Annotated in this window: 20 protein-coding genes; 7 read left to right on the top strand and 13 right to left on the bottom strand. The window is 43.8% G+C overall.

Going from position 1 to position 20,686, the window contains the following annotated elements:
- Positions 1-657, top strand: coding sequence for a 7-cyano-7-deazaguanine synthase QueC (queC, locus tag IR173_RS03615; RefSeq protein ID WP_237038306.1), 657 nt, complete (start codon positions 1-3; stop codon positions 655-657).
- A 28-nt stretch (positions 658-685) separates the two neighbouring features.
- Positions 686-1,141 (top strand): preQ(1) synthase, encoded by a 456-nt coding sequence (gene queF / locus IR173_RS03610; RefSeq protein ID WP_237038305.1) that lies wholly within the window; start codon positions 686-688, stop codon positions 1,139-1,141.
- A gap of 65 nt (positions 1,142-1,206) precedes the next feature.
- On the opposite strand, the gene IR173_RS03605 is transcribed toward queF, so the two are convergent.
- Positions 1,207-3,036, bottom strand: coding sequence for a DNA polymerase III subunit gamma/tau (locus IR173_RS03605; protein ID WP_237038304.1), 1,830 nt, complete (start codon positions 3,034-3,036; stop codon positions 1,207-1,209).
- Between the two features lie 119 nt (positions 3,037-3,155).
- On the opposite strand from IR173_RS03605, the gene IR173_RS03600 reads away from it, so the two are divergent.
- Genes IR173_RS03600 through IR173_RS03585 form a run of 4 tightly spaced genes read left to right on the top strand, consistent with a single transcriptional unit; the run spans position 3,156 to position 5,049 of the window.
- Positions 3,156-3,449, top strand: a complete 294-nt coding sequence (locus IR173_RS03600) for an FtsB family cell division protein (RefSeq protein ID WP_237038303.1) — start codon at positions 3,156-3,158, stop codon at positions 3,447-3,449.
- Positions 3,449-4,246 carry a HipA family kinase gene (locus IR173_RS03595; RefSeq protein WP_237038302.1) on the top strand — a complete coding sequence of 266 codons (798 nt, stop codon included), beginning with the start codon at positions 3,449-3,451 and terminating at the stop codon, positions 4,244-4,246. Before IR173_RS03600 ends, IR173_RS03595 begins: the two co-directional genes overlap by 1 nt.
- The gene (locus IR173_RS03590; RefSeq protein WP_237038301.1) at positions 4,243-4,689 is read left to right on the top strand and encodes a hypothetical protein; all 447 of its coding nucleotides are present in this window, start codon (positions 4,243-4,245) and stop codon (positions 4,687-4,689) included. The genes IR173_RS03595 and IR173_RS03590 overlap by 4 nt, the downstream gene beginning before the upstream one ends.
- A gap of 42 nt (positions 4,690-4,731) precedes the next feature.
- Positions 4,732-5,049 (top strand): hypothetical protein, encoded by a 318-nt coding sequence (locus IR173_RS03585; protein WP_237038431.1) that lies wholly within the window; start codon positions 4,732-4,734, stop codon positions 5,047-5,049.
- Between the two features lie 586 nt (positions 5,050-5,635).
- On the opposite strand, the gene IR173_RS03580 is transcribed toward IR173_RS03585, so the two are convergent.
- Positions 5,636-7,822, bottom strand: a complete 2,187-nt coding sequence (locus tag IR173_RS03580; RefSeq protein WP_237038300.1) for a S46 family peptidase — start codon at positions 7,820-7,822, stop codon at positions 5,636-5,638.
- A complete protein-coding gene (locus IR173_RS03575) occupies positions 7,822-9,987 on the bottom strand; it encodes a S46 family peptidase (RefSeq protein WP_237038299.1) in 2,166 nt (721 codons plus the stop codon). The genes IR173_RS03580 and IR173_RS03575 overlap by 1 nt, the downstream gene beginning before the upstream one ends.
- Positions 9,988-10,182: 195 nt before the next feature.
- Between IR173_RS03575 and IR173_RS03570 the strand changes: the two genes are divergently transcribed.
- Complete coding sequence (locus tag IR173_RS03570; protein WP_237038430.1) at positions 10,183-10,896, top strand: DUF4369 domain-containing protein; 714 nt, start codon at positions 10,183-10,185, stop codon at positions 10,894-10,896.
- Between the two features lie 3 nt (positions 10,897-10,899).
- Here the strand turns inward: IR173_RS03570 and IR173_RS03565 are convergent, their stop codons facing one another.
- From IR173_RS03565 to IR173_RS03520, 10 genes are all read right to left on the bottom strand, one after another.
- The gene (locus IR173_RS03565) at positions 10,900-11,652 is read right to left on the bottom strand and encodes a lysophospholipid acyltransferase family protein (protein ID WP_237038298.1); all 753 of its coding nucleotides are present in this window, start codon (positions 11,650-11,652) and stop codon (positions 10,900-10,902) included.
- An 87-nt stretch (positions 11,653-11,739) separates the two neighbouring features.
- The gene (locus IR173_RS03560) at positions 11,740-12,900 is read right to left on the bottom strand and encodes a metallophosphoesterase (RefSeq protein ID WP_237038297.1); all 1,161 of its coding nucleotides are present in this window, start codon (positions 12,898-12,900) and stop codon (positions 11,740-11,742) included.
- A gap of 25 nt (positions 12,901-12,925) precedes the next feature.
- Positions 12,926-13,816 carry a vitamin B12 dependent-methionine synthase activation domain-containing protein gene (locus IR173_RS03555; protein WP_237038296.1) on the bottom strand — a complete coding sequence of 297 codons (891 nt, stop codon included), beginning with the start codon at positions 13,814-13,816 and terminating at the stop codon, positions 12,926-12,928.
- Entirely contained in the window at positions 13,813-15,153 is a 1,341-nt protein-coding gene (locus IR173_RS03550; protein ID WP_237038295.1) for a dihydroorotase, read from the bottom strand. Before IR173_RS03550 ends, IR173_RS03555 begins: the two co-directional genes overlap by 4 nt.
- Entirely contained in the window at positions 15,150-15,899 is a 750-nt protein-coding gene (locus tag IR173_RS03545; protein WP_237038294.1) for a polyprenol monophosphomannose synthase, read from the bottom strand. Before IR173_RS03545 ends, IR173_RS03550 begins: the two co-directional genes overlap by 4 nt.
- Positions 15,900-16,054: 155 nt before the next feature.
- Positions 16,055-16,681 (bottom strand): outer membrane beta-barrel protein, encoded by a 627-nt coding sequence (locus IR173_RS03540; RefSeq protein ID WP_237038293.1) that lies wholly within the window; start codon positions 16,679-16,681, stop codon positions 16,055-16,057.
- A 33-nt stretch (positions 16,682-16,714) separates the two neighbouring features.
- Positions 16,715-17,353, bottom strand: coding sequence for a DUF4136 domain-containing protein (locus tag IR173_RS03535; protein WP_237038292.1), 639 nt, complete (start codon positions 17,351-17,353; stop codon positions 16,715-16,717).
- Positions 17,354-17,481: 128 nt separating this feature from the next.
- Positions 17,482-17,973, bottom strand: coding sequence for a copper resistance protein NlpE N-terminal domain-containing protein (locus IR173_RS03530; RefSeq protein ID WP_237038291.1), 492 nt, complete (start codon positions 17,971-17,973; stop codon positions 17,482-17,484).
- A gap of 83 nt (positions 17,974-18,056) precedes the next feature.
- A complete protein-coding gene (locus IR173_RS03525) occupies positions 18,057-19,448 on the bottom strand; it encodes a S41 family peptidase (RefSeq protein WP_237038290.1) in 1,392 nt (463 codons plus the stop codon).
- 36 nt (positions 19,449-19,484) lie between these two features.
- Positions 19,485-20,645: an exo-beta-N-acetylmuramidase NamZ family protein gene (locus IR173_RS03520; protein ID WP_237038289.1), complete on the bottom strand. Its 1,161-nt coding sequence runs from the start codon at positions 20,643-20,645 to the stop codon at positions 19,485-19,487.
- Positions 20,646-20,686: the final 41 nt, after the last annotated feature.

The following is a 20,686-nucleotide window of genomic DNA, read 5'->3' as shown; positions in this document are numbered from 1 at the left end:
ATGAATAGGAGTGATGCATTGGTTGTGTTCAGCGGTGGGCAGGACTCGACTACTTGTCTGTTTTGGGCAAAGAAACATTTTAGAAAAGTATATGCGTTGAGTTTTGTCTATGGACAAAAACATGTGAAAGAGGTAGAACTGGCACGTTCCATAGCTGCCGGGGCAGGAGTAGAGTTTGAAGCGATGGATGTTTCTTTTATCGGCCATCTGGGTAAGAATTCATTGACAGATGCCAGTATTGCAATGGATAAGGAGAAACCGGCCGATAGTTTCCCGAATACGTTTGTTCCGGGGCGTAACCTGTTCTTCTTGAGCATTGCAGCCGTTTATGCTCGCGAACATGGCATCAATCATATTGTGACCGGTGTGTCTCAGACTGATTTCAGCGGTTATCCCGATTGTCGGGATGCTTTTATCAAGTCATTGAATGTCACGCTCAATCTTGCCATGGATGAGCAATTCGTTCTTCATACTCCGCTGATGTGGATTGATAAGGCGGAAACATGGGCACTGGCGGATGAATTGGGAGTTCTTGATTTGATTCGCCGGGAAACATTAACTTGTTATAATGGCATTCAGGGGGATGGATGCGGACATTGTCCGGCATGCAAGCTTCGCCGTGAAGGTTTGGAAAAATACCTGGCAAGTAAGAAGTGATTTCTTGAAACTAAAAAATAATAACTATATGGAAAGAAAAGATGAATTGACAATATTAGGGAAGAAGACCGAATACAAGCAGGATTATGCTCCTGAGGTACTGGAATCTTTTGTAAACAAGCATCCCGGAAATGATTATTGGGTGCGTTTCAATTGTCCCGAATTTACCAGTCTTTGCCCCATCACCGGACAACCGGATTTTGCTGAGATTCGTATTTCTTATCTGCCCGACATGAAGATGGTAGAAAGCAAGAGCCTGAAACTTTATCTGTTCAGCTTTCGTAATCACGGTGATTTTCATGAAGATTGTGTAAATATCATTATGAAGGACTTGATTAAGTTGATGAATCCTAAGTATATCGAAGTGACCGGCATCTTTACTCCGCGTGGCGGCATCTCTATTTATCCATATTGCAATTACGGACGTCCGGGAACTAAGTATGAAGAGTTGGCGCAATACCGTTTGCGTAATCACGATTTATAGGCGATAGGCTTCCACCGATAGGGTGTGTGCTTAGAGGTCACTCCCTTCGGCGGAAACAAAATATCTTATGATAATTCCAGTCCCAACGCTTCTTTTAATTTCAGCAGGTTGGGATTCTTTTTACTCATCATCTGGAAACGTTCTACATGACTGTAAGCACGTATATTTTCAGTCGGAGCGCTTACCCGGACTGTCATCGTTATCTTTCGGTTATGGAGACGTTCGCGCAAATGGTTTTGAATAGCCTGAACTAACTGCATCATATATTTTTCTACCATCTCATTGTCTACCAATACTTCGAAGGTGGTATCATTCAGCAGCTTCGGATTCATGTTCATCATGCGTGCCGAGTTCGCTTTCTCTTCAATCGGCAGATTAGCTGCAAATTCACGCCAATAATAGTTCAAATCCTTTTCGTTAAAGATATAATCCTCGTAAGAGGCAGCACTTGAGGCAGCGGTTGCATGGATGGCAGCAGTTGTTTTTTCATTTGTTTTCTCTGCTGTTTGTTCATGCAGGGGACGACGTATGGACATACTCAACGTACCCGCCTTAAACACCGGAATCTTTTTCTCTTCTCTGGCTTGGGGCAGCGGACTTGGACGGCCTGCATTCACAGAACCGGCCGCACCCTGTGGTGCAGTCGACGATGAAGCAGCCGGAGCAACACCGGTCTGTGCAGCGGCAACCGGAGCCTGAGGCTGTGATTGCGTAGTAACTTCAGAAGTTGCTTGCTGCGTAAATATGGGTTTGAGTTGATTCTTCTTAGGGCTGCGCCCACCAACCAAATCGTCAGCGTCGGGTAAGGTCAGTTGTGCACATTGTATCAGTGTCAGCTCTACCAGCAGACGTTTGTTCTTGCTGGCGCGATAACTTAAATCACAGTCGTTGCACAGTTTCATGGCCCGATACAGGAACTTGGCGTCACATTTCCGGGCTTGTGCCTGATAACGCTCGCGTATGCTTGCCCCTACTTCCAGTAATTGCAGGGTTGAGTCATCCTTACTCACCAATAAATCGCGGAAATGCGAAGAGAGCCCCGTAATAAAGTGGTTGCCGTCGAATCCTTTTTTCAGTACATCATTGAAGAGCAGCATTGCTTCGGGTACCTTGTTTTCGAGCAATAAATCCGTCAATGTAAAGTAGTATTCATAATCCAGCACGTTCAGGTTCTCGATGACACTTTTATAAGTGATGTTTCCCCCTGTAAAGCTCACCACCTGGTCAAAGATGGAGAGTGCATCACGCATACCTCCGTCCGCTTTTTGGGCAATGACGGTCAGCGCTTCGGGCTCGGCATTGATATGTTCCTGTTTTGCTACATATTGCAGATGCTCTGTGGTATCTTTAATTCCGATACGGTTGAAATCATAAATCTGGCAACGGCTCAGGATGGTAGGCAATATCTTATGCTTTTCGGTAGTGGCAAGGATAAAGATGGCATGATGAGGAGGCTCTTCCAGGGTCTTCAGAAAAGCATTGAAGGCAGCTTGGGACAGCATGTGCACCTCGTCAATGATATATACTTTGTATTTGCCAATCTGTGGCGGGATGCGTACTTGCTCTATCAACGAACGGATATCTTCCACCGAGTTATTGCTGGCAGCATCCAACTCATGAATGTTATAGGAGCGTTGCTCATTAAAGGCAAGGCACGATTCACACTGGTTGCACGCCTCTCCGTCAGCGGTAGGAGACAGGCAGTTGATGGTTTTGGCGAAGATACGTGCACACGTTGTCTTCCCCACACCGCGTGGTCCGCAGAACAGGTAGGCATGTGCCAGCTTGCCGGTAGCAATCGCATTTTTCAGGGTAGTGGTCAAAGCACGTTGGCCCACAACCGATTCGAATGTAACGGGACGATATTTTCGTGCCGATACGATATAATTTTCCATAAGCGGAGTTCCTTTACTAAATATGAGTTCTGCAAAAGTACATAAATTATCGGTGTTTTTATGTATGGTTGCCTGAAATATTTCTATCTTTGCACAAAGGAGAAAAAAGAACGTTCGTTATGAGTAAATTGCTGACTATTTGGAACTACATCCGGCACCATAAGTATATGATTACGGTGCTGATATTTATTGTGGTTATCGGTTTCTTGGATGAAAACAGTCTGATTCAGCGTGTGCAGCATCGCAATGAAATCAGTGCGCTGAACAGTGAAATCGAAAAATACAGAAAGCAATATGAAGAGGATACCGAGAAGCTGAAAGAGTTGACCAGCAATCCCGAGGCTTTGGAGAAAATAGCCCGTGAGAAGTATCTGATGAAGAAACCAAATGAGGATGTTTACGTTTTTGAATAATGAAACTACCTGTATATAAGGCAATATCTTTTAATGGTATTATATTAGAAGGCGGGCATTCTAAACCTTGGGTGGTTTCGGTAAATGCTGAAGGAGAGTTGAAGCCTTTTGTCGTGAAACTATATCGGACTATTGATATCGAGGCCAGGAATAAGATGACAGCCGAGATATTGGGATGTCTATTTGCAGAAGATTTTGATTTATTGTCACCGACTCCTGCAATAATAGAATTTACGGACGAATTCAGGATGTCTTTGGGTAAGGAATATGAAGAAATCCTGAACTTATTGGACGAAAGGGCAAAGTTTGGCACTGAATATTATGAAGGTACGTTTTTGTTTGCTCCCCAGATGTCTTTAGAAGAAGCTTCAAAAATAATTCAGGTTGATACATTATACGCTTTTGATTATTTTATTTGTAATAGAGATAGAACTTTGAGAAAGCCCAATTTGTTGATAAAGGATGGAAAAGGTATTTTAATAGACCACGAAATGGCTTTGGAAATAGATAATGAAACTATCTCCCGTTTTCAAGAGGAAAAGTGGAATGACAAATATCAATATCACTTATTTTATAGACTTTTGAAGGAGGCAGACCGGCAGTCGAAAGCTACTTTTTTCGAGGAATTTGAATTTTATCTGCAATCATTAAGATTAAAGAAGTATGATGATATCTTTGCGCAATTAAGTGAGTTCGGTTTTACGAACTTAAGAAAAGAATTACTGGAAGAATATTTTCAAGCAGTATTAAAAGAACCGCTAAAGTTTAAGAATATATTGAGAAAATCCATAGAATGAGACGAATAGTATATAGCTTGTTACAATACCGTCATTCATTATTGCGTAGTGACACATTCAATATTGGTATTGTTTTTTATTTTCCGGATGAGGGAGATAAAATGTTATTTTATTGTTCACCGAATATAAAAGCATTAAAAAGTTTATACCCCGATATGGATTATCAAATGCTTATTACCTATTTAAGTTATATCAACGACAATGTACAGCGAGGGCGTATTAAGCATTATATGGGAACATCTGTAGACGTGGAGTTGAAAATATTTTTGAAGAAATACGTTTTGCTTGAAGATGCTACAGTACTACGTTTTGACGAACCTGTTATCATATCTAATATTGAACATGGTAAATCTATTGATATGTTGAAAAATTATACAAAAGTACTTCTTTCTTTTAGGGATGGCAACGAATATAATCAAATTAGTAATTTATTAATGCAGTAATCTGTATTCAGAATAATGAAGAATCTTTATAATATAATATCTATGGCAGGCGCCGGACTGTTGCTGGTTGGTGCTATATTGCAAATAACTCGTTGGGACTTTGCCCCTTATCTGTATACATTGGGTGCGGTGATGTTCGGTTATGTGCAGGTGATGGGGAATCGGTATGATGGCAGTAACTTTATCATCAAGCGATTGCGGAAGCAGCAAATCTTTGGTGCCATTGCATTGGTTTTTGCGGGGGTACTGATGTTTACGATGAACCGTAATGAGTGGATTGTCTGTCTTTCCATTGCTGCCGTACTCGAACTGTATACAGCATTCCGCATTCCGCAGGAATTGGATAAAGAGAACAAATAGCTCTTTCTCATCCTTTAATAGCACTTTCTCATCCTTTGAACAAAATATCGGTTTTGTTCTATTTTGATGCATCTCTACACATCATGCAAGACTAATATGAATGATAAGTCCTGGCATTAGTCAGATTAAGCCCTTTTTTCCTTTAGGCTAAGTCCTCACATACGGCAAACTTTTATAGACTGCGGCAATGGACTGTACGGTCTGCTGCGGTGGACTGTACGGTCTGTTACGGTGGACTGTACGGTCCATTGCCGAAGTCTGTAATAATCTTCCGCTTAAAAGACCTTAATCAATAGCAGGAAATGGCTTAACCTTCCTTTTGTTTGCAGATAAAAAAGCAGGTAACCGGTTTGGGATAATCTCTTGGCTCCGGGTATCTATAAAAGGGAGTGTGTCAAAACTAAACCAGTCTATCCAATCGTCAGTTGTAGGGGCAGGGTTTGCCTGCCCGAAGACACAAAGTAAACTGTTTTCGGGCGAGCGAACCTCGCCCCTACGAACGAAACGACAGCATTATCCACGTTTTGACACAACCCCCTTAGAGATGACGGTGAAGGGAATGTGTCAAAATGAAAACAAATTGCCGCTATTCCACGATAGTCATTTCGTCTACCAGATGTTTTGCACCTGCAAACTTGTCGATGATAAACAAAGTATATCGGATATCTACACAAGCGGCACGTTGTAACTGGGGATTGTAGGCAATATCGCCTGTCAAACCTTCGTAGTTACGGTCGAATCCGGTACCGATTAATTCGCCTTTACTGTTGAAGACAGGTGAACCGGAGTTACCTCCCGTATTGTCGGTGGCTGTGGCAAAACAGATAGGCATTTCTCCGTTCTTCATGGCATAACGGCCGAAATCCTTGTTGTTATATAATTCTTTTAGTTTTGCCGGTACCACGAACTCGAAATTATCCGGGTCTTCTTTTTCCATTACGCCTTTCAGCGTCGTATAATAGCTGTATACCACTCCGTCCTTCGGGCTGTAAGAACCTATTTTTCCGTAAGTGAGGCGTAATGTAGAGTTGGCATCGGGATAAATGGGCGTACCTTCCTGCTGTTTCAGTTTCATCATGCCTTCCACCCATGTCTTGTGTGCCAGGTTGTACGCGTCCGTTTCCGCTTTCATGGCCTTGTCGGTATCTTCATAACCTTCGTTTACAGACTTGGCATATTGCACCATTAAGTCGTTTTCTATGGTTTTGGCGTCCGGTTTAGCTATGAACTGGTCAAAGGCTTCACGACTGCGGAAGATAGAAGTATCGAAACAGGCATCTACAAATGCATCGATATCTCCTTTGAACTTCTTGTCTATCACCCGGAATATGCTGATTCGCTGTTCGGCAGGAATCAGTTCGGCATAAGTCTTTAATAATGCCTTTGAGACTTTGCGGTCTACTTCGGGACTGTAATCCTTGTTGAAGAACTTGTCGGCCCGCTTGCTCAACTGGCTCAATGCATAATCCAGCGGATTGATTTCTTTGGTAGCGTGGGGCACTTTGTAACCTTGTTTCAGTGCTTCCAGCACTTGGTCTGTGGAAGGGATTTTATAGAATTCCGTTCCCAGTTTGCAAACTTCATAGATGGCTTGCTGGTGATAAACAGCGTCATGGCGTTTGCTTACAATGTCGCGGATGGCATCAAATGCTTTTTGATAAGTATCTGTTCCTGTTTCACGACCGTATGCCAGAAGTTTTTCTTGTTGCTGCTTCTTGGTGTCGAGCACATTGAGGTGAATCAGTCCTTCGTTCATGCCGATGGCATTCTTCCAGTAGTTGGCCGAAGATGCATACTTGCTGGCATACTGGATGCGTACTTTGTCACTTTTCAGCATTTCTTCGAGCAGATTGTTGAGGCGTACCGTACGCACTGTTTTACGCATGAAATTGGTTGTCTGCATACGTTCTTCCACTTCGTCGGAAATCATATAGCGCCAGTTGCGTCCGGGGAAACCCATTACGAAAGTAAAGTCGCCTTCTTTTACGCCACTTAAATTGATGGTGAGGTGTTTCTTCACTTTCAGAGGAACATTAGTCTCATTGTATTCGGCCGGTTTACCATCGGGAGTAGCATATATGCGGAACATGGAAAAGTCACCGCAGTGACGGGGCCACATCCAGTTGTCGGTGTCGGCTCCAAACTTACCGATGGAAGAGGGGGGAGCTCCCACCATACGGACATCTTTGTAGATGGTCTTTACAAAAAGATAGTAACGGTTTGCTCCATAGAAAGGCTTCAACTCCAAGGCGGTGAACGGAGTGACTTCTATATTTTCCTTTTTGGCAAAGCGTTCGGCTACTTTGCTGAGATAAGACGGAGAGAGATAGTTCAATCCTTCCGGGTCCTTGTCTTTTGCCAGCTGTTCTTTGACGTAAGGAGTAATATCCAGAATCTTGTCGATAAAAGTGACGGTCAAACCGTCGCACGGCAATTCCTCCTTGCGGGTCATTGCCCAGAATCCGTCTGTCAGGTAGTCGTGCTCCACCGAACTGTGTTGCTGGATGTATCCGTAACCGCAGTGGTGGTTGGTCAGTACCAGTCCTTCCGATGAAATAATCTCACCGGTGCAGCCTCCGCCGAAGTGTACCACGGCATCTTTCAGGCTGATGCTGTCGGGGCAATATACTTTGTCAATGCCGATGTCCAGTCCCATGTCATACATGGTAGCGGCATTTTGTTCTTTCAGGTCTGTCAACATCCACATCCCCTCGTCGGCATGGCCGGCCAGGGTAGTGATGCTGAGAAGTGATAGTATGATTGTCTTTTTCATTATTCTACTATTGTCATTTCGTCAATCAGGTGACTGCAACCACCCAGCTTGTCAATAATAAAGAGTACATAGCGGATATCTACGGCAATACAGCGTTGGAGGTTATTGTCAAAGTTGATATCTCCACTCAGTGATTCCCAGTTACCGTCAAAGGCGGTACCAATCAGTTCGCCGTTGCCGTTGATGACCGGAGAACCTGAGTTGCCACCTGTAATGTCATTGGTAGTGAGGAAACAAGTGGGCATCTCACCGTTAGGCAGTGCGTAACGTCCGAAGTCTTTGGCGGTATAGAGCTCTTTCAGCTTGGCTGGAACTACGAATTCAGGGTTAGTGGGGTCTTCTTTTTCCATCACGCCTTTCAATGTCGTATAATACTTGTAGTGTATACCGTCTTTCGGATTATAAGATTTCACGTTACCGTAAGTCAGGCGAATGGTGAAGTTGGCATCCGGTGCTTTAGGTTCGGGAGAATACATTTCGCATAAACCGCGTACATACGTTTTGTGCAGCAGTTCCAATCCTTTGAGTGAAGTTGACAATTCCTTAACCAATTCATTACCCAGTGCATATTTGGATTTGACAAAGGCATACATCGGGTCTTTCTCAAGAGCTTTTACATTAGGTTTGCTGATGAATTTATTGAAATTCTTTTCATTGGAGAAGATGGAATTATCATATAAATTGTCGATATATGCATCATAGTTGCCCTTGAAATCATTTCGGATTGTTTGATAGAAAGAAGGCAATGCTTCCGCCTCTACCATTTCGGCGTAGAGGGGCAACAGGGCTTTAGCCACTTTGCGGTCTACTTCATGGTCATAATCCTTGTTGTGAACGGATTTATAAACGTTCTTCATCATATCGGTATATTTTTTGATACCGGCTTTATCCTTGTTCTTTATTGCCACTTTCAGGCTGTCCATCACAATATAAGGAGTACCGAACTCAATGCCGCTTCTCAAAATCTCATTGAAGCAAGTGAACTGATAAAGAATAGGATTGCTCTTTTCGATGATGGCATCGATTTCTCCTACTACCTTTGCATAGTCGGCCTGATTGTTGTCTTTTGCAAACTTGGCAAAGCGGGCTTCTTGAGCTGCTTTGGTTTCCAGCACCTTATTGTCTACGATAGCTTTGTTCATACCGATGGAATTCTTCCAGTAGTTGCTGCTTCCCGCATATTTGCTGGCATACTGAATGCGTACTTTGTCGCTGGCTGCCATTTCTTTTTTCAGCACATCCTGACGGGTACCGCGAATGCGGATACGAGGCTCATTGCTGGCAGTCATGCGCTGTTTCACTTCGCTTTGAGTCAAATAGCGGCTGGTGCTTCCGGGGAAACCCATAATCATGGCATAGTCACCTTCTTCGATGCCTTTCAATGAAATGGCCAAATGTTTCTTTGCCTTGAGAGGGATATTGTTCTCGTTGTATTCGGCCGGTTCGCCGTTAGCGTCTGCATAGATACGGAATACAGAGAAGTCGCAAGTATGGCGGGGCCACATCCAGTTGTCGGTTTCACCACCGAATTTACCGATAGATGAAGGAGGTGCGGCAACCATGCGTACGTCACTGTATGTTTTTAAATAAATCAGATAAAACTTGTTTCCGGCATAGAAAGGAAGTGCTTGTGCACTGATACCCGGTTTTCCGTTCAGGTCACTTGCTTTCAGTTCCTCGTTGGCGAATTTATATAAGAAAGGTTGGCCGAATGTTTCTTCCTCTTTCACTTCTCCGGCTTTAACCTTTGCATTTATCTTATCTGTGACATCCACAATACGTTCTACAAATTTGAACTTCAATCCCGGAGTAGGGAGTTCTTCTTTTCGGTTCTTTGCCCAGAAGCCATCCGTCAGATAGTCATGTTCCACTGAACTGTGTTGCTGGATAGAAGCATATCCGCAATGATGATTGGTCAGGATAAGTCCGTCGGGAGAAATAATTTCTCCTGTGCATCCTCCACCGAATATACCTACTGCATCTTTCAGCGAAACTTTGTTGGGGTTGTAGATGTCGTCGGCATCCAGTTTCAGCCCCTGTGCTTTCATGCGGTCTGCCAAGTGCTGCTCCTGCATCAGTTGCAACAACCACATACCTTCGTCTGCCTTCGATGGCAAGAATGCCACGCACATTAATGCGAGCATTAAAAGTTTAAATCTTTTCATGTTGTGTACTAAATGTTATTTCTTTATACTTATATCGGTTACAAAAATAGGAAAAAAACGGCAAGTATCACCCAAAAAACTCAATCACAGTGATAATCTTCTATTAAGTTTTAAATTTTAATAAAAAATTTTTGTCAGTGGATTATAGATTGTACCTTTGCTCACCGAAAAATAGTAAAGGGTGTGTAGATGAGCATGAATAAACTTTTTTTCTCCGTAGTGTCTTTATTGGCTTTGACCTCGTGTGCTAGCGAATATAAAATAGAAGGTAGTTCTTCTGTTTCGAGGTTGGATGGAAAGATGCTGTTTATAAAAGTTCCCGATGGTAACCGCATGGTGAAGGTCGATTCTGCCGAGGTTATTCATGGGATATTTAAAATGGAAGGAGTTTTGGATTCGTCCGTTATCGCCTCTTTATATATGGATGATATAAATATCATGCCTTTTGTTATCGAAAAAGGAAAGATAGCCATTAACATCGACAATGCCCGCATCATGGTAAGCGGAACTCCGCTTAATGACCGTCTCTATGATTTTGTAGGAAAGAAAACTTCGCTTGATGATCGTGCCTACGAGTTGGAGCGTAAGGAAAGCCGCATGATTATGGATGGGAAAGACCCCGATGAGATTCACCATGTTATTATGACAGAACGTGAAAAACTGGCTGCCGAGATGAATGACTTGGCAAAGCAGTTCATTAAAAAGAATTATGATAATGTATTGGGACCGGGGGTATTTATCATGATATGCAGCAATTTTGATTATCCGGTCATGACTCCGATGATTGAGGAAATTGTCAATGATGCTCCCGATAGTTTCAAAAACAACCCGATGGTAAAGGAGTATATCACAGTAGCCCGTGCCAATATGGAGAAACTGAAGAGTACACAATCCGTTCCCCTTGACTAAAGATTATTGATCAGGATTGTCCACTTTTCCCTGATATTCTTCCGGCAATGACTTTTCTATTTCTTTGTAAGCTTCTTCCATGGTTGCCTTTATATTGTCTATTCCTTGAGTTTGGGGATATATCGGTTTATGAATGACCAGTGTCATCGGATGCCATGAGACGAAACCTCCGGTACGCGGAAGGACGTTGAATGAACCGATAATGGTAAGCGGCACTACCGGCAACTGTAACTCGTCTGCCAGTTGGAAAGCTCCTTTCTTAAAATACCCCATGTGTCCTGTGAAAGTGCGTGCTCCTTCGGGAAATACGACCAGTGAAGTGCCGTTCTGCAATACGCTGCGGGCATGTTCAATTGTCTCTTTTACTTTCTTCGGTCCGGATTTATCTACAAAGATGTGTCCTGCCGCTTCGCATGCCTTGCCAACGAAAGGCATTTTCCGCAGGCTCTTCTTCATCATCCATTTGAAGTTGCGCCCCAGAAAACCATAAATAAGGAATATGTCGAATGACCCCTGATGGTTGGCGACAAAGACGTATGAAGTCTTGTCCAGCACTTCGGGATGTCCCACCACCTTTACAGGAATCAGGAGTACATAGCAGAATAGTTGTGACCAGATTTTCCCCGGATAATATCCCCAAACGTGCGGGTCGCCTATCCATGAGCCCACAATGGTGACAAGGGCTGTAAGTATTGTCAATACAAGAAGTATAGGAAGTGCTATAAATATCTGATATAAAATATAGAGTGCTTTCATGGGTTTTAATTTTTGAATCATACAAAGATACTAAAAAAGATAATTTATCGGGCAAACAGTAATAAGTTATCATTGAAAAACATGCGACTATTCTTTTTTTAAAGTGATGACCGTTATTTCCGGCCATGCTCCAAGACGCATGGGAAACATCAGATAGCCCAGTCCCACATTGACAAAAAGTGCTTGGTTGCCTTCCCGGTATAATCCGTTGTGCTCGGGGTAAACAAACTTGGCCGGGGAGAATCCGAAGATGCTGAATTGCATTTCATGGGTATGTCCCGACAGCATTAACTGCACATCACTTTCGGGCAATACCTCGCGGCGCCAATGGGTGGGGTCATGGCTGAGCAACACTTTAAACATTCCGTCTGTACCCTTCAAGGCTTTGGGAAGGTCGCCATGATTGGGGAAAGGAGGATTACCGCTATTTTCCACTCCCACCAAAGCAATGCTGTCGTGACCTCGGTGAATGACGGTATGTTCATTATTCAGCAGTTGCCAGCCCATACGTGCTTCTTTAGCCAACAAACTGTCGAGATTGGCTTGTTGTTCAGCTTCTGTCTTCCATTTGATATAGGGAGAATAGTCATGATTCCCCAGTACTGAGTAGACTCCGTCTTTACCTTTTATCTGGCTCAGTATGGGTATAAATTCATCTAGCTCGGTGGCTATGTTGTTGACAATGTCACCTGTAAAAACCACCAAGTCAGCTTGTTCGGCATTGACCATATCCACGGCTTTTTGTATTGCTTTTCCATTCCGTGTCCAACTGCCCGAATGGATGTCCGACAGTTGGAGAATGCGATATCCGTCAAAAGCATCCGGCAAATCTTTATAGCCGATAGTCACTTCTCTGATTTGAAAATGCTGTTTCCCTTCGGTAGAGCCATATACGACGTATGTCAATGATGCCAGTGCCAGTACGCCTGCAATATAGCCTCCATAGAGCCTTCGTCCCGAAATGAGGAAAAGCAGTTTCATGATAAGGATGACGATGACAAATATGGCTTTAGGTACGGCAAAGCATAGGAATATCAACAGAAAATTGCTAAGCCGATACATGGAATCGGGCATTGGCTCGTGGATAGAGAAAATCACCGCCATTCCTGTGAGTAGGAATAATGTTGGTATCCAATAAGCCCAGCGAATCCATTTTTGTGAAACACGGCGGATGTAAGCTCTGTATATATACCAGTCGGGCAATACCAACAGTAATAAGAAAAATATAAAGAGTTTTATTAGCATCATGGCAATGAGTCTTTTTTTATGATATCTATAGATTGGCAGCCAGAAACTTTTTCATTTCCTCTATACTCATCCTGCGCCGGTTGGCATAATCGGCCAGTTGGTCTTCGCCTATTTTCCCTATGGAGAAATAGCGCGAGGCAGGATGGGCGAACATCAGTCCGCTGACAGAAGCATGAGGTCTCATCATGCCATTCTCGGTCAGGGAGATACCGATTTGTTTCATGTCCAGCAGTTCGTCCAATACGAAATTGACGGATTGGTCGGGCAATGAAGGATAGCCGACGGCAGGGCGGATTCCCTGATACTTCTCATTATGTAAATCTTTTATATTAAGATTCTCGTCGGGAGCGTATCCCCATATCGTTTTACGGATATCTTCGTGTAATTTCTCGGCAGTTGCTTCCGCCAAACGGTCGGCAAGGGTCTGCACCAACATCCGTTTATAGTCATCTCTGTCGTAAAGATGTTCCATACCGGCATCCACAGTGGTGGCAAATGCTCCTATTTTATCTTTGATGCCCGACGACAGGGGACGTATAAAATCGCTCAAGCAGAGAAACGGTTCGTCTGCTTTGAGTTTAGCTGCCTGCTGACGCAGCAAAGGAAAACGTGTACCACCGTCCAACCATAAATTATCGCCATCGGCATTGGCGTCCATCAGACGAAAAACACCATGCGTCTCAAAATCGGCATCCAGTTCATTCAACATTCTGTTGGCTTCTTTCGACAGTTGCATTGCTTCTGCAGCTTTCGACCGTTCTTCTTCGGGAAAACCGGCCAACCACATGGCACGGCATGAATCGCAACCATGTATATCGGCTATGGCAGCATATTTAGGCTGGAATCCCCATGCATGAAAGAAATAAATCCAGTTTATGTATTCACTGACCTGGTGTATTTTGTAATGTACAATCATCGTTTAAATCTCAGTTCTTTTCCTCTGTGAGCTTCGTCCACTTGGTGGTTGTGATAGACTAAATGCCCGTTGACGAACGTTTTTTCTACTTTCGAGTGGAATGTCTGTCCTTCCATAGGACTCCATCCGCATTTGCTCAAGATGCAGTCGGAAGTGACTGTCCATTGACTGTCGGGGTTTACCAGAACCAAATCAGCATAATACCCCGGTCGGATAAATCCCCGCTCTTCTATATGATATAATTCAGCGGGAGCATGACACATTTTCTGTACCAGTTGTTCGATGGTCAGTACTCCTTCCCGTACCAGTTCCATGGTGGCCACCAACGAGAATTGTATCATCGGCATACCCGAAACGGCCTTTAAAGCACCGCCTTGTTTCTCTTTCAGCAAATGGGGGGCATGGTCGGTACCGATTACATCGATACGGTCGGTGGGCAAAGCCTGTCGTAATGCTTCACGGTCGGCTGCAGTCTTGATGGCCGGATTGCACTTGATGCGTGCTCCCTGCGTTTCATAATCTTTATCGCAGAAGTAGAGATGCGAAACACATGCCTCTGATGTTATCTGCTTTTCGCTCAATGGCTTGTCTTCAAATAAGCTCAGTTCGTCGGCCGTGCTCACATGTAAAATGTGCAAGCGTGCTCCTGTTTCTTTGGCTAGTTTTACTGCCAGAGAAGAAGAGTGCATGCAAGCCTCTGCACTCCGTATTTCGGGATGATATTTGATGTCCGGGTCTTCTCCGTATTTTTCTTTGAAAGCAGCAGTATTTGCACTGATGATGGATTGTTCCTCGCAGTGGGTGGCAATCAGCATACCGGCATTGGCAAAAACTTTGCGCAACACTTCCATGCGGTCTACCAGCATATTGCCGGTACTGGCTCCCATGAAGAGTTTTACACCGCATATACGGGTTTTGTCCAGTTGGGGCAGCATATCTGCATTGTTGTTGGTGGCACCGAAATAAAATGAGTAATTCACTACACTTTTCGTGGCGGCATCGGCAAACTTAGCTTCCAGCGCTTCGAGATTGGTGGTCTGTGGAGTTGTATTGGGCATATCCATAAAAGAAGTCACCCCTCCGGCAGCTGCTGCTGTACTCTCTGTATGCATATCCGCCTTATGAGTCAGTCCCGGGTCGCGAAAATGCACATGGTCATCTATCACACCGGGTATCAGGTAGCAACCTCCGGCATCTATTTCCTCGTCACAGGGATGGAGTGGGAGAGTGCCGTTTGCCATTACTTCCGCTATTCTGTCATTTTCAATTACAACCGAACCGTGAAAAGTCTTTCCTTCATTCACAATTCGTGCATTCTTTATCCAAGTACGTTTCATAAGTTTTTCTTTTGAGGATATTTATGGAACCAGCTATACCATTTCAGTTGGATAACTCCCATAATCGCTTCGCCGAAAATGCTGCTGTTCATTTTGGAAGTCCCCAGTTCGCGATTGACAAAGATAACCGGGACTTCGGCTATTTTGAATCCGCATTTATAAGCGGTGAATTTCATTTCTATTTGGAAGGCATATCCTTTGAAACGGATTTTGTCCAATCCGATGGTTTCAAGTACTTGCCGACGATAGCATTTGAATCCGGCTGTGGTGTCGTGGATGGGCAGACCGGTGATGATGCGTACATATTTCGATGCAAAATAAGACATCAAGACACGTCCCATCGGCCAGTTTACAACATTTACTCCACTGACGTAACGCGAGCCGATGGCTACGTCATAACCTTCATGGGCACATTTGTCATACAATCGGGGCAAATCATTGGGATTGTGGCTGAAGTCGGCGTCCATTTCGAATACATAGTCATATCCTTTTTCTATCGCCCACTTGAACCCGGTGATATAGGCAGTTCCCAACCCCAGCTTACCCTTGCGCTCTATCATGAACAGGCGGTCGGGAAACTCCTGCTGCAACCGGCGTACAATGGCCGCTGTGCCGTCAGGAGAACTGTCTTCTATAATTAAAATATGAAAGAACTTCTCCAGGCCGAATACAGCCCGGATAATATTTTCTATATTCTCCTTCTCGTTATAGGTCGGTATAATAATGATGCTATCGGATTTCTCCATACGTTTATTTGTGTTAGCTGAATAAATATCATACAAATGTAATTAATATATTATGAACCTCTGCAGAATTTAATTTTATTAAATAAAAAAAGAAGGGTTAACCCTGCTTTCATGCACGGATAACCCTTTCATTTTACAGAATAGTTTAGTTTTCTTTAGAAAGCCACACCTACGCGGAATCCGAAGTTTTGTAGTTTATCCATGTCGTAGTTAAACACAGTTCCCTTGTTGGTGGAGTAGTTGTAGAATCCGGCCAAATGGAAACCGATGCTGTTGGGCCATGGGTAAATGTTTACACCGATTTCGGGAGATACATAGAAGCCCCATGTATCATCTTTCACTTCGTAGATGTAGAAGTCGCTAGACATCTTTGTATAGTTGGCACCCAGCTTCAATCCGATGTAGGGTTGAAAGACACCGTCACTGAAGCGATAGTGAGTGGCAAAACCGAAAGGCAACTGGAATACGGAGTGTTGCTGGTCGGTGGTCAGTGCAGACGAATTGTTGATAGGCAATGTCTGACGCGGAATGTATTCATTGTTAGTGTGATAGTTGATAAATGCACCGATAGATAAATCGGGCAAAACATAATATCCACCTTCAAAGTTCATACCCCAGCCACTTGCTTTGTTTGAAAAGTTGTTGCTGATGGGAGCACTGAACTGCCAGTCTACATTAAAGTAGGTCATCGGAGTGATTTGTGCTTTTGCCGGTAGAGCAAAGGCAATGGCGATGGCAGCTACCGCCATTATTCTATAAGTAAAATATTTTATAGTTTTCATAAACTTGCTAATTTATTAAAATGATTTATTTGTTTATTTCTTCAAATAAGGGCTCTGAGTAAATGCCTGATTGATAGCCGTTGTAGCACGGTTCACATTCAGACTTCCGCTGCTACCGATTAAACCGCTGATGTAGGCATTCCATACAACAGGTAGTTTTTCTTTAGCTCCTTCGGGTGCACCCAGATTAACTAAATCAGCCAGTAATGAACCGGTGCTGTAGCTATAAGTGATGGAGTACGGGTAGTACCATCCACCTCCCCAGTATCCGCCCCAGTATCCGGGAATCCAATAACCGGGATAATAGTTCCACCATGGGCCGTTGTTATAATAGCCGCTAAAGTAGTAAGTGCTGGCTACGTAGCTCAATTGCAATCCGAGGTCGGCATCTTCTTTGTCTAATGCACGCATATAACCGGCGCCGTCCATTTTTGCAACGAATGCGCTGATAATCAGTTGAGCGTTATCATCTTTCCAGTATTCCGGTTCTTTAGAATCACCGATTACAAGAATGCTGTCGGGAACGTAATAAGTGCTGAAGCTGTTGAATTTAGCACTAGTGTCATGATTGGTAAATACCAGATACTCATTGTCCAGTTTGTCCATGTCCGGGTCTTTTTCGCAAGATACCAAGGCAAAGACCGCCAGAAGGATAGGAATTAATTTTTTCATGTCAAGTTTTTGTTTAAGTTAATACTAATTTTTTTCGTTTGTTGTACTCCTAAAAACGAAGGAGTTACGCTTTTGTTCACTACAATCGTTTTTTTTGTGAACATTTTCTCATCGGACAAAGCTATTCGTTAAAACTTCTTTTTGAGCGTGTAGTTTAGTTTTGATATCGCTTTTTTGAAATCTTTGCCCACCATGGTCAGCGCACTGTCGCCTTCGGCTACAAAATTGGTCTTTTCATGGCCAGGAGCTGCCGAAACAAGTTGGTAGATAATGGCGGTGCTGTCATTGGGGATACCGATAATGGTTACAACGGTACCGCTATCAGAAAAGACCTGGTCTTGCCCGTTGTTGGCACCCAGGTAAGTGGTAGTCAAATTATATGTACCCAGAGAGTCTTCTCCCACTTCCTGCAGGGTGAGCAGATAGTTGATGCCCGAGACATCGGCACCCGGCAAAACCCCTTCGTAGGTATAGGTCTGTAAATCGCCCAAAGTGCTGTCATTGACTGCAAACAGAGAGTCACTTTCACTTTCGGCTATCATTTCGGCAGATTTATTTCCTTTGGAGCCGCAAGAAACAATCATGGCAGCCAAAGCTGCTGCAATAAATACTTTTTTCATTGTTAAGTCAGGTTTTTAATGGTTATTTGGCTAAATAACACCTGCCTGACTTATTTTGTTTAGCGGAGTGAATTTTTTTGTATTTAGCGTAACAGCACGCCGTTTATTTTCTTTCTGCTGAATGAGTTATAAAGTACTTTTGCCGATTGGGTTTCTGTTTCTTCCGACTTTTCCGCATCGGGCATTGTACCGGTAGTAATTAATGAGAGGGTATTTCTCAGCATCAACTCGTTTTCATCGCCCAACGGGAGGAGGGGAGAGATAAGTCCTCTTTCGTTCAATTTATAATCGGGGGTGATGCCGTTTACATAATCCGCTTTTCCATCGGCATTGAGGACGTATGCCACTACCGGCCATAAGATGAAGTCTATCTCATCGTTGGTGTAGCCGGACATGGCAACCGGTTTTCCGACTGTAGTTTCACCTATCACGACCACATTGTCGTCACCCATGTAAGGACGCAGACAGTTGATTACGGCTTCGGATGCCGAAGCGGTAAAAGTAGAAGTGATGACATACAGTTTGTTCAGATTAAGATTCTGTGCCGAAGTTGTCGATATAAAATTATAAGTTGTGTCTTGCGGAGTTGTAATATCATTGTATTGCATGGTGCAAAACGGTTTGCCGAGCGCCGATTCCGGAGCCAGCAGGCTGGCTAGTTCTTGCGCACACGTCAGATAGCCGCCGGGATTATAACGGAGGTCAAGAATAAATGCATCAGGAGCTTCACTCTTGAATTCCGAGAAAATCTGCAACATCTGTTGTGCGTAGTCTGTTTCGTATCCGTTGTCTAGGGGCCCGGTACTGAATTTGTTATATACCATGTAGGCAATTTTCTTGCCGTCTACATTAAATACTTTATTGACATAAAAAGGATTTACTTCCACCGGACGCGATGCTCCGATAGAAAGCACGTCGACATCCGTCCAAACATAGTCGCCTTCACTGGCAATGATACTTTTTCTGGTCAATGTGGTAGCGCCTCCCGAAATCAGATAACCATAGTTGTTGACATTGATTTGTGCATCTCCTACGGCAGAAATCCAGTCGCCGCGTCGAAGCCCCGCTTCGGATGCCGGTGAATCGGGAAGAACGAACAATACTCGCGCATAGGTGTGTGAAGTTGTTCCCAGCGGATCGGTGACGAGTTCGAAATCGAATCCGTAAGTCGATGTCTGGTTGAGGAAAGAACGGCTGACATTGGTCTTCATTTCTACATACGAGAATGGGTCACCCTTTCCATCCAATGCCTGCGAATAGAGTAACTTCCGTAGAAACTCCTCCGGTTCGGCAAAATAATCCTTTTCAGAAATTTCGGGCATTTGGTCGTACCACAGATAGTGCTGTTTCATCACTTCCTCTATCCACATATCATCGCCCACGAGTGCGTAATACTCTCCACTGCGGTCTACTCCGCACGACGTAATGAAAAATAGAGTTGTCAGCAAGTAAAATGTATGTAGTAAATATTTCATTTTATATCGTTTTTTAGGTTTGCAAAGCTAGGTATTTTATTCGTAAATCAGATATTTTTCTCTCATCTTTTTATATTCCTCCAGTTCCTTTTGCCATCCGGCACGAATTTCTTCTTCACTTTTTCCTTCCGTGATTTGCTTTCTGACCTTTCGGTTTCCCACCAAAATGTCAAACCACTGAGGGCGGGTAAAGAATTTATCGGCCTTTCCCATATTCTTGTATTCCTGATAATAACTTATGACGTATCTTAAAGAGAACCCTTTAGGGGGCAACAGGCTTTTCATGTTATTTCCATAGCAATACTGTCCTTTGTACATTGGATTTTTGTCAAAACCTTCCAAAGCTTCCGGCTTGAACCGGAAGGAAGACAGGCGGATGTCCGGCGAGCCGATGACTTGAAAAGGGTGATGGGTGCCCCGGCCCACACTGATGGCAGTGCCTTCGAAGGGGCACAGTGAAGGATAAAGCGCAATTGCCTGGTCGTTAGGCAGATTGGGAGAAGGTTTCACAGGAAGAGAGTAAGAGTCACCGTGTTTCCATCCCTTTACGGGAATGACAGTCAGCTTGCATTTCCGTTTCCCCGCCAGCCATCCTTCACCGTTTATCATTTGCGCGAGTTCGCCCACAGTGCAGCCGTGCAACACAGGAATGGGGTGCATGCTTACGAAGCTTTTTAATTCTTTTATCCGAACAGGGCCGTCCGTATAGTCACAAGGATTAGGCCGGTCGGTGACAATCAGCTCTTTATGGTTCTCTGCGCATGCTTCCATTACATAATGCATGGTGCTGATATAAGTATAGAATCGTGCTCCTACATCCTGAATATCGAACACCACCACATCGATGTCCTGCATCTGTTGTGGCGTGGGTTTCTTGTTTTTTCCGTAGAGTGATTGGATGAGGATACCTGTGCTGATATCTTTGCCGTTCTTAACTGTTTCGCCGGCATCGGCATTTCCCCTGAATCCGTGTTCGGGCGCAAATACTTTTTTTATGTTGATATTCGAGGCAAGCAGTGTATCCAGCAGATGTACATTGCCTATTATTGATGTTTGGTTTACCACCAATGCCACCCGTTTGCTGCCCAGCAAAGGGAGCAGAGTTTCCATTTGTTCGGCTCCGTTTATTACCTTCTGGGCAGACAAAGCATTGATAATAAACAAAAAAGAAAGAAGGAAAAGATATTTTGTTTTCATGTTTATATGCGGATTATTTTGTAATATTGCACAAAAATAAG

This window comes from Phocaeicola faecalis, assembly GCF_021730445.1.
Lineage (GTDB): Bacteria > Bacteroidota > Bacteroidia > Bacteroidales > Bacteroidaceae > Phocaeicola > Phocaeicola faecalis.
Note: the sequence above shows the minus strand (reverse complement) of the source record. Positions and strands in the feature narration are given on the sequence as shown.

What these genes read in the sequence shown, in the direction of transcription:
- queC (WP_237038306.1), top strand. Translation starts at nt 1, where the DNA reads ATGAATAGGAGTGATGCATTGGTTGTGTTCAGCGGTGGGCAGGACTCG.
- queF (WP_237038305.1), top strand. Translation starts at nt 686, where the DNA reads ATGGAAAGAAAAGATGAATTGACAATATTAGGGAAGAAGACCGAATAC.
- IR173_RS03605 (WP_237038304.1), bottom strand. Translation starts at nt 3,036, where the DNA reads ATGGAAAATTATATCGTATCGGCACGAAAATATCGTCCCGTTACATTC.
- IR173_RS03600 (WP_237038303.1), top strand. Translation starts at nt 3,156, where the DNA reads ATGAGTAAATTGCTGACTATTTGGAACTACATCCGGCACCATAAGTAT.
- IR173_RS03595 (WP_237038302.1), top strand. Translation starts at nt 3,449, where the DNA reads ATGAAACTACCTGTATATAAGGCAATATCTTTTAATGGTATTATATTA.
- IR173_RS03590 (WP_237038301.1), top strand. Translation starts at nt 4,243, where the DNA reads ATGAGACGAATAGTATATAGCTTGTTACAATACCGTCATTCATTATTG.
- IR173_RS03585 (WP_237038431.1), top strand. Translation starts at nt 4,732, where the DNA reads ATGGCAGGCGCCGGACTGTTGCTGGTTGGTGCTATATTGCAAATAACT.
- IR173_RS03580 (WP_237038300.1), bottom strand. Translation starts at nt 7,822, where the DNA reads ATGAAAAAGACAATCATACTATCACTTCTCAGCATCACTACCCTGGCC.
- IR173_RS03575 (WP_237038299.1), bottom strand. Translation starts at nt 9,987, where the DNA reads ATGAAAAGATTTAAACTTTTAATGCTCGCATTAATGTGCGTGGCATTC.
- IR173_RS03570 (WP_237038430.1), top strand. Translation starts at nt 10,183, where the DNA reads ATGAATAAACTTTTTTTCTCCGTAGTGTCTTTATTGGCTTTGACCTCG.
- IR173_RS03565 (WP_237038298.1), bottom strand. Translation starts at nt 11,652, where the DNA reads ATGAAAGCACTCTATATTTTATATCAGATATTTATAGCACTTCCTATA.
- IR173_RS03560 (WP_237038297.1), bottom strand. Translation starts at nt 12,900, where the DNA reads ATGATGCTAATAAAACTCTTTATATTTTTCTTATTACTGTTGGTATTG.
- IR173_RS03555 (WP_237038296.1), bottom strand. Translation starts at nt 13,816, where the DNA reads ATGATTGTACATTACAAAATACACCAGGTCAGTGAATACATAAACTGG.
- IR173_RS03550 (WP_237038295.1), bottom strand. Translation starts at nt 15,153, where the DNA reads ATGAAACGTACTTGGATAAAGAATGCACGAATTGTGAATGAAGGAAAG.
- IR173_RS03545 (WP_237038294.1), bottom strand. Translation starts at nt 15,899, where the DNA reads ATGGAGAAATCCGATAGCATCATTATTATACCGACCTATAACGAGAAG.
- IR173_RS03540 (WP_237038293.1), bottom strand. Translation starts at nt 16,681, where the DNA reads ATGAAAACTATAAAATATTTTACTTATAGAATAATGGCGGTAGCTGCC.
- IR173_RS03535 (WP_237038292.1), bottom strand. Translation starts at nt 17,353, where the DNA reads ATGAAAAAATTAATTCCTATCCTTCTGGCGGTCTTTGCCTTGGTATCT.
- IR173_RS03530 (WP_237038291.1), bottom strand. Translation starts at nt 17,973, where the DNA reads ATGAAAAAAGTATTTATTGCAGCAGCTTTGGCTGCCATGATTGTTTCT.
- IR173_RS03525 (WP_237038290.1), bottom strand. Translation starts at nt 19,448, where the DNA reads ATGAAATATTTACTACATACATTTTACTTGCTGACAACTCTATTTTTC.
- IR173_RS03520 (WP_237038289.1), bottom strand. Translation starts at nt 20,645, where the DNA reads ATGAAAACAAAATATCTTTTCCTTCTTTCTTTTTTGTTTATTATCAAT.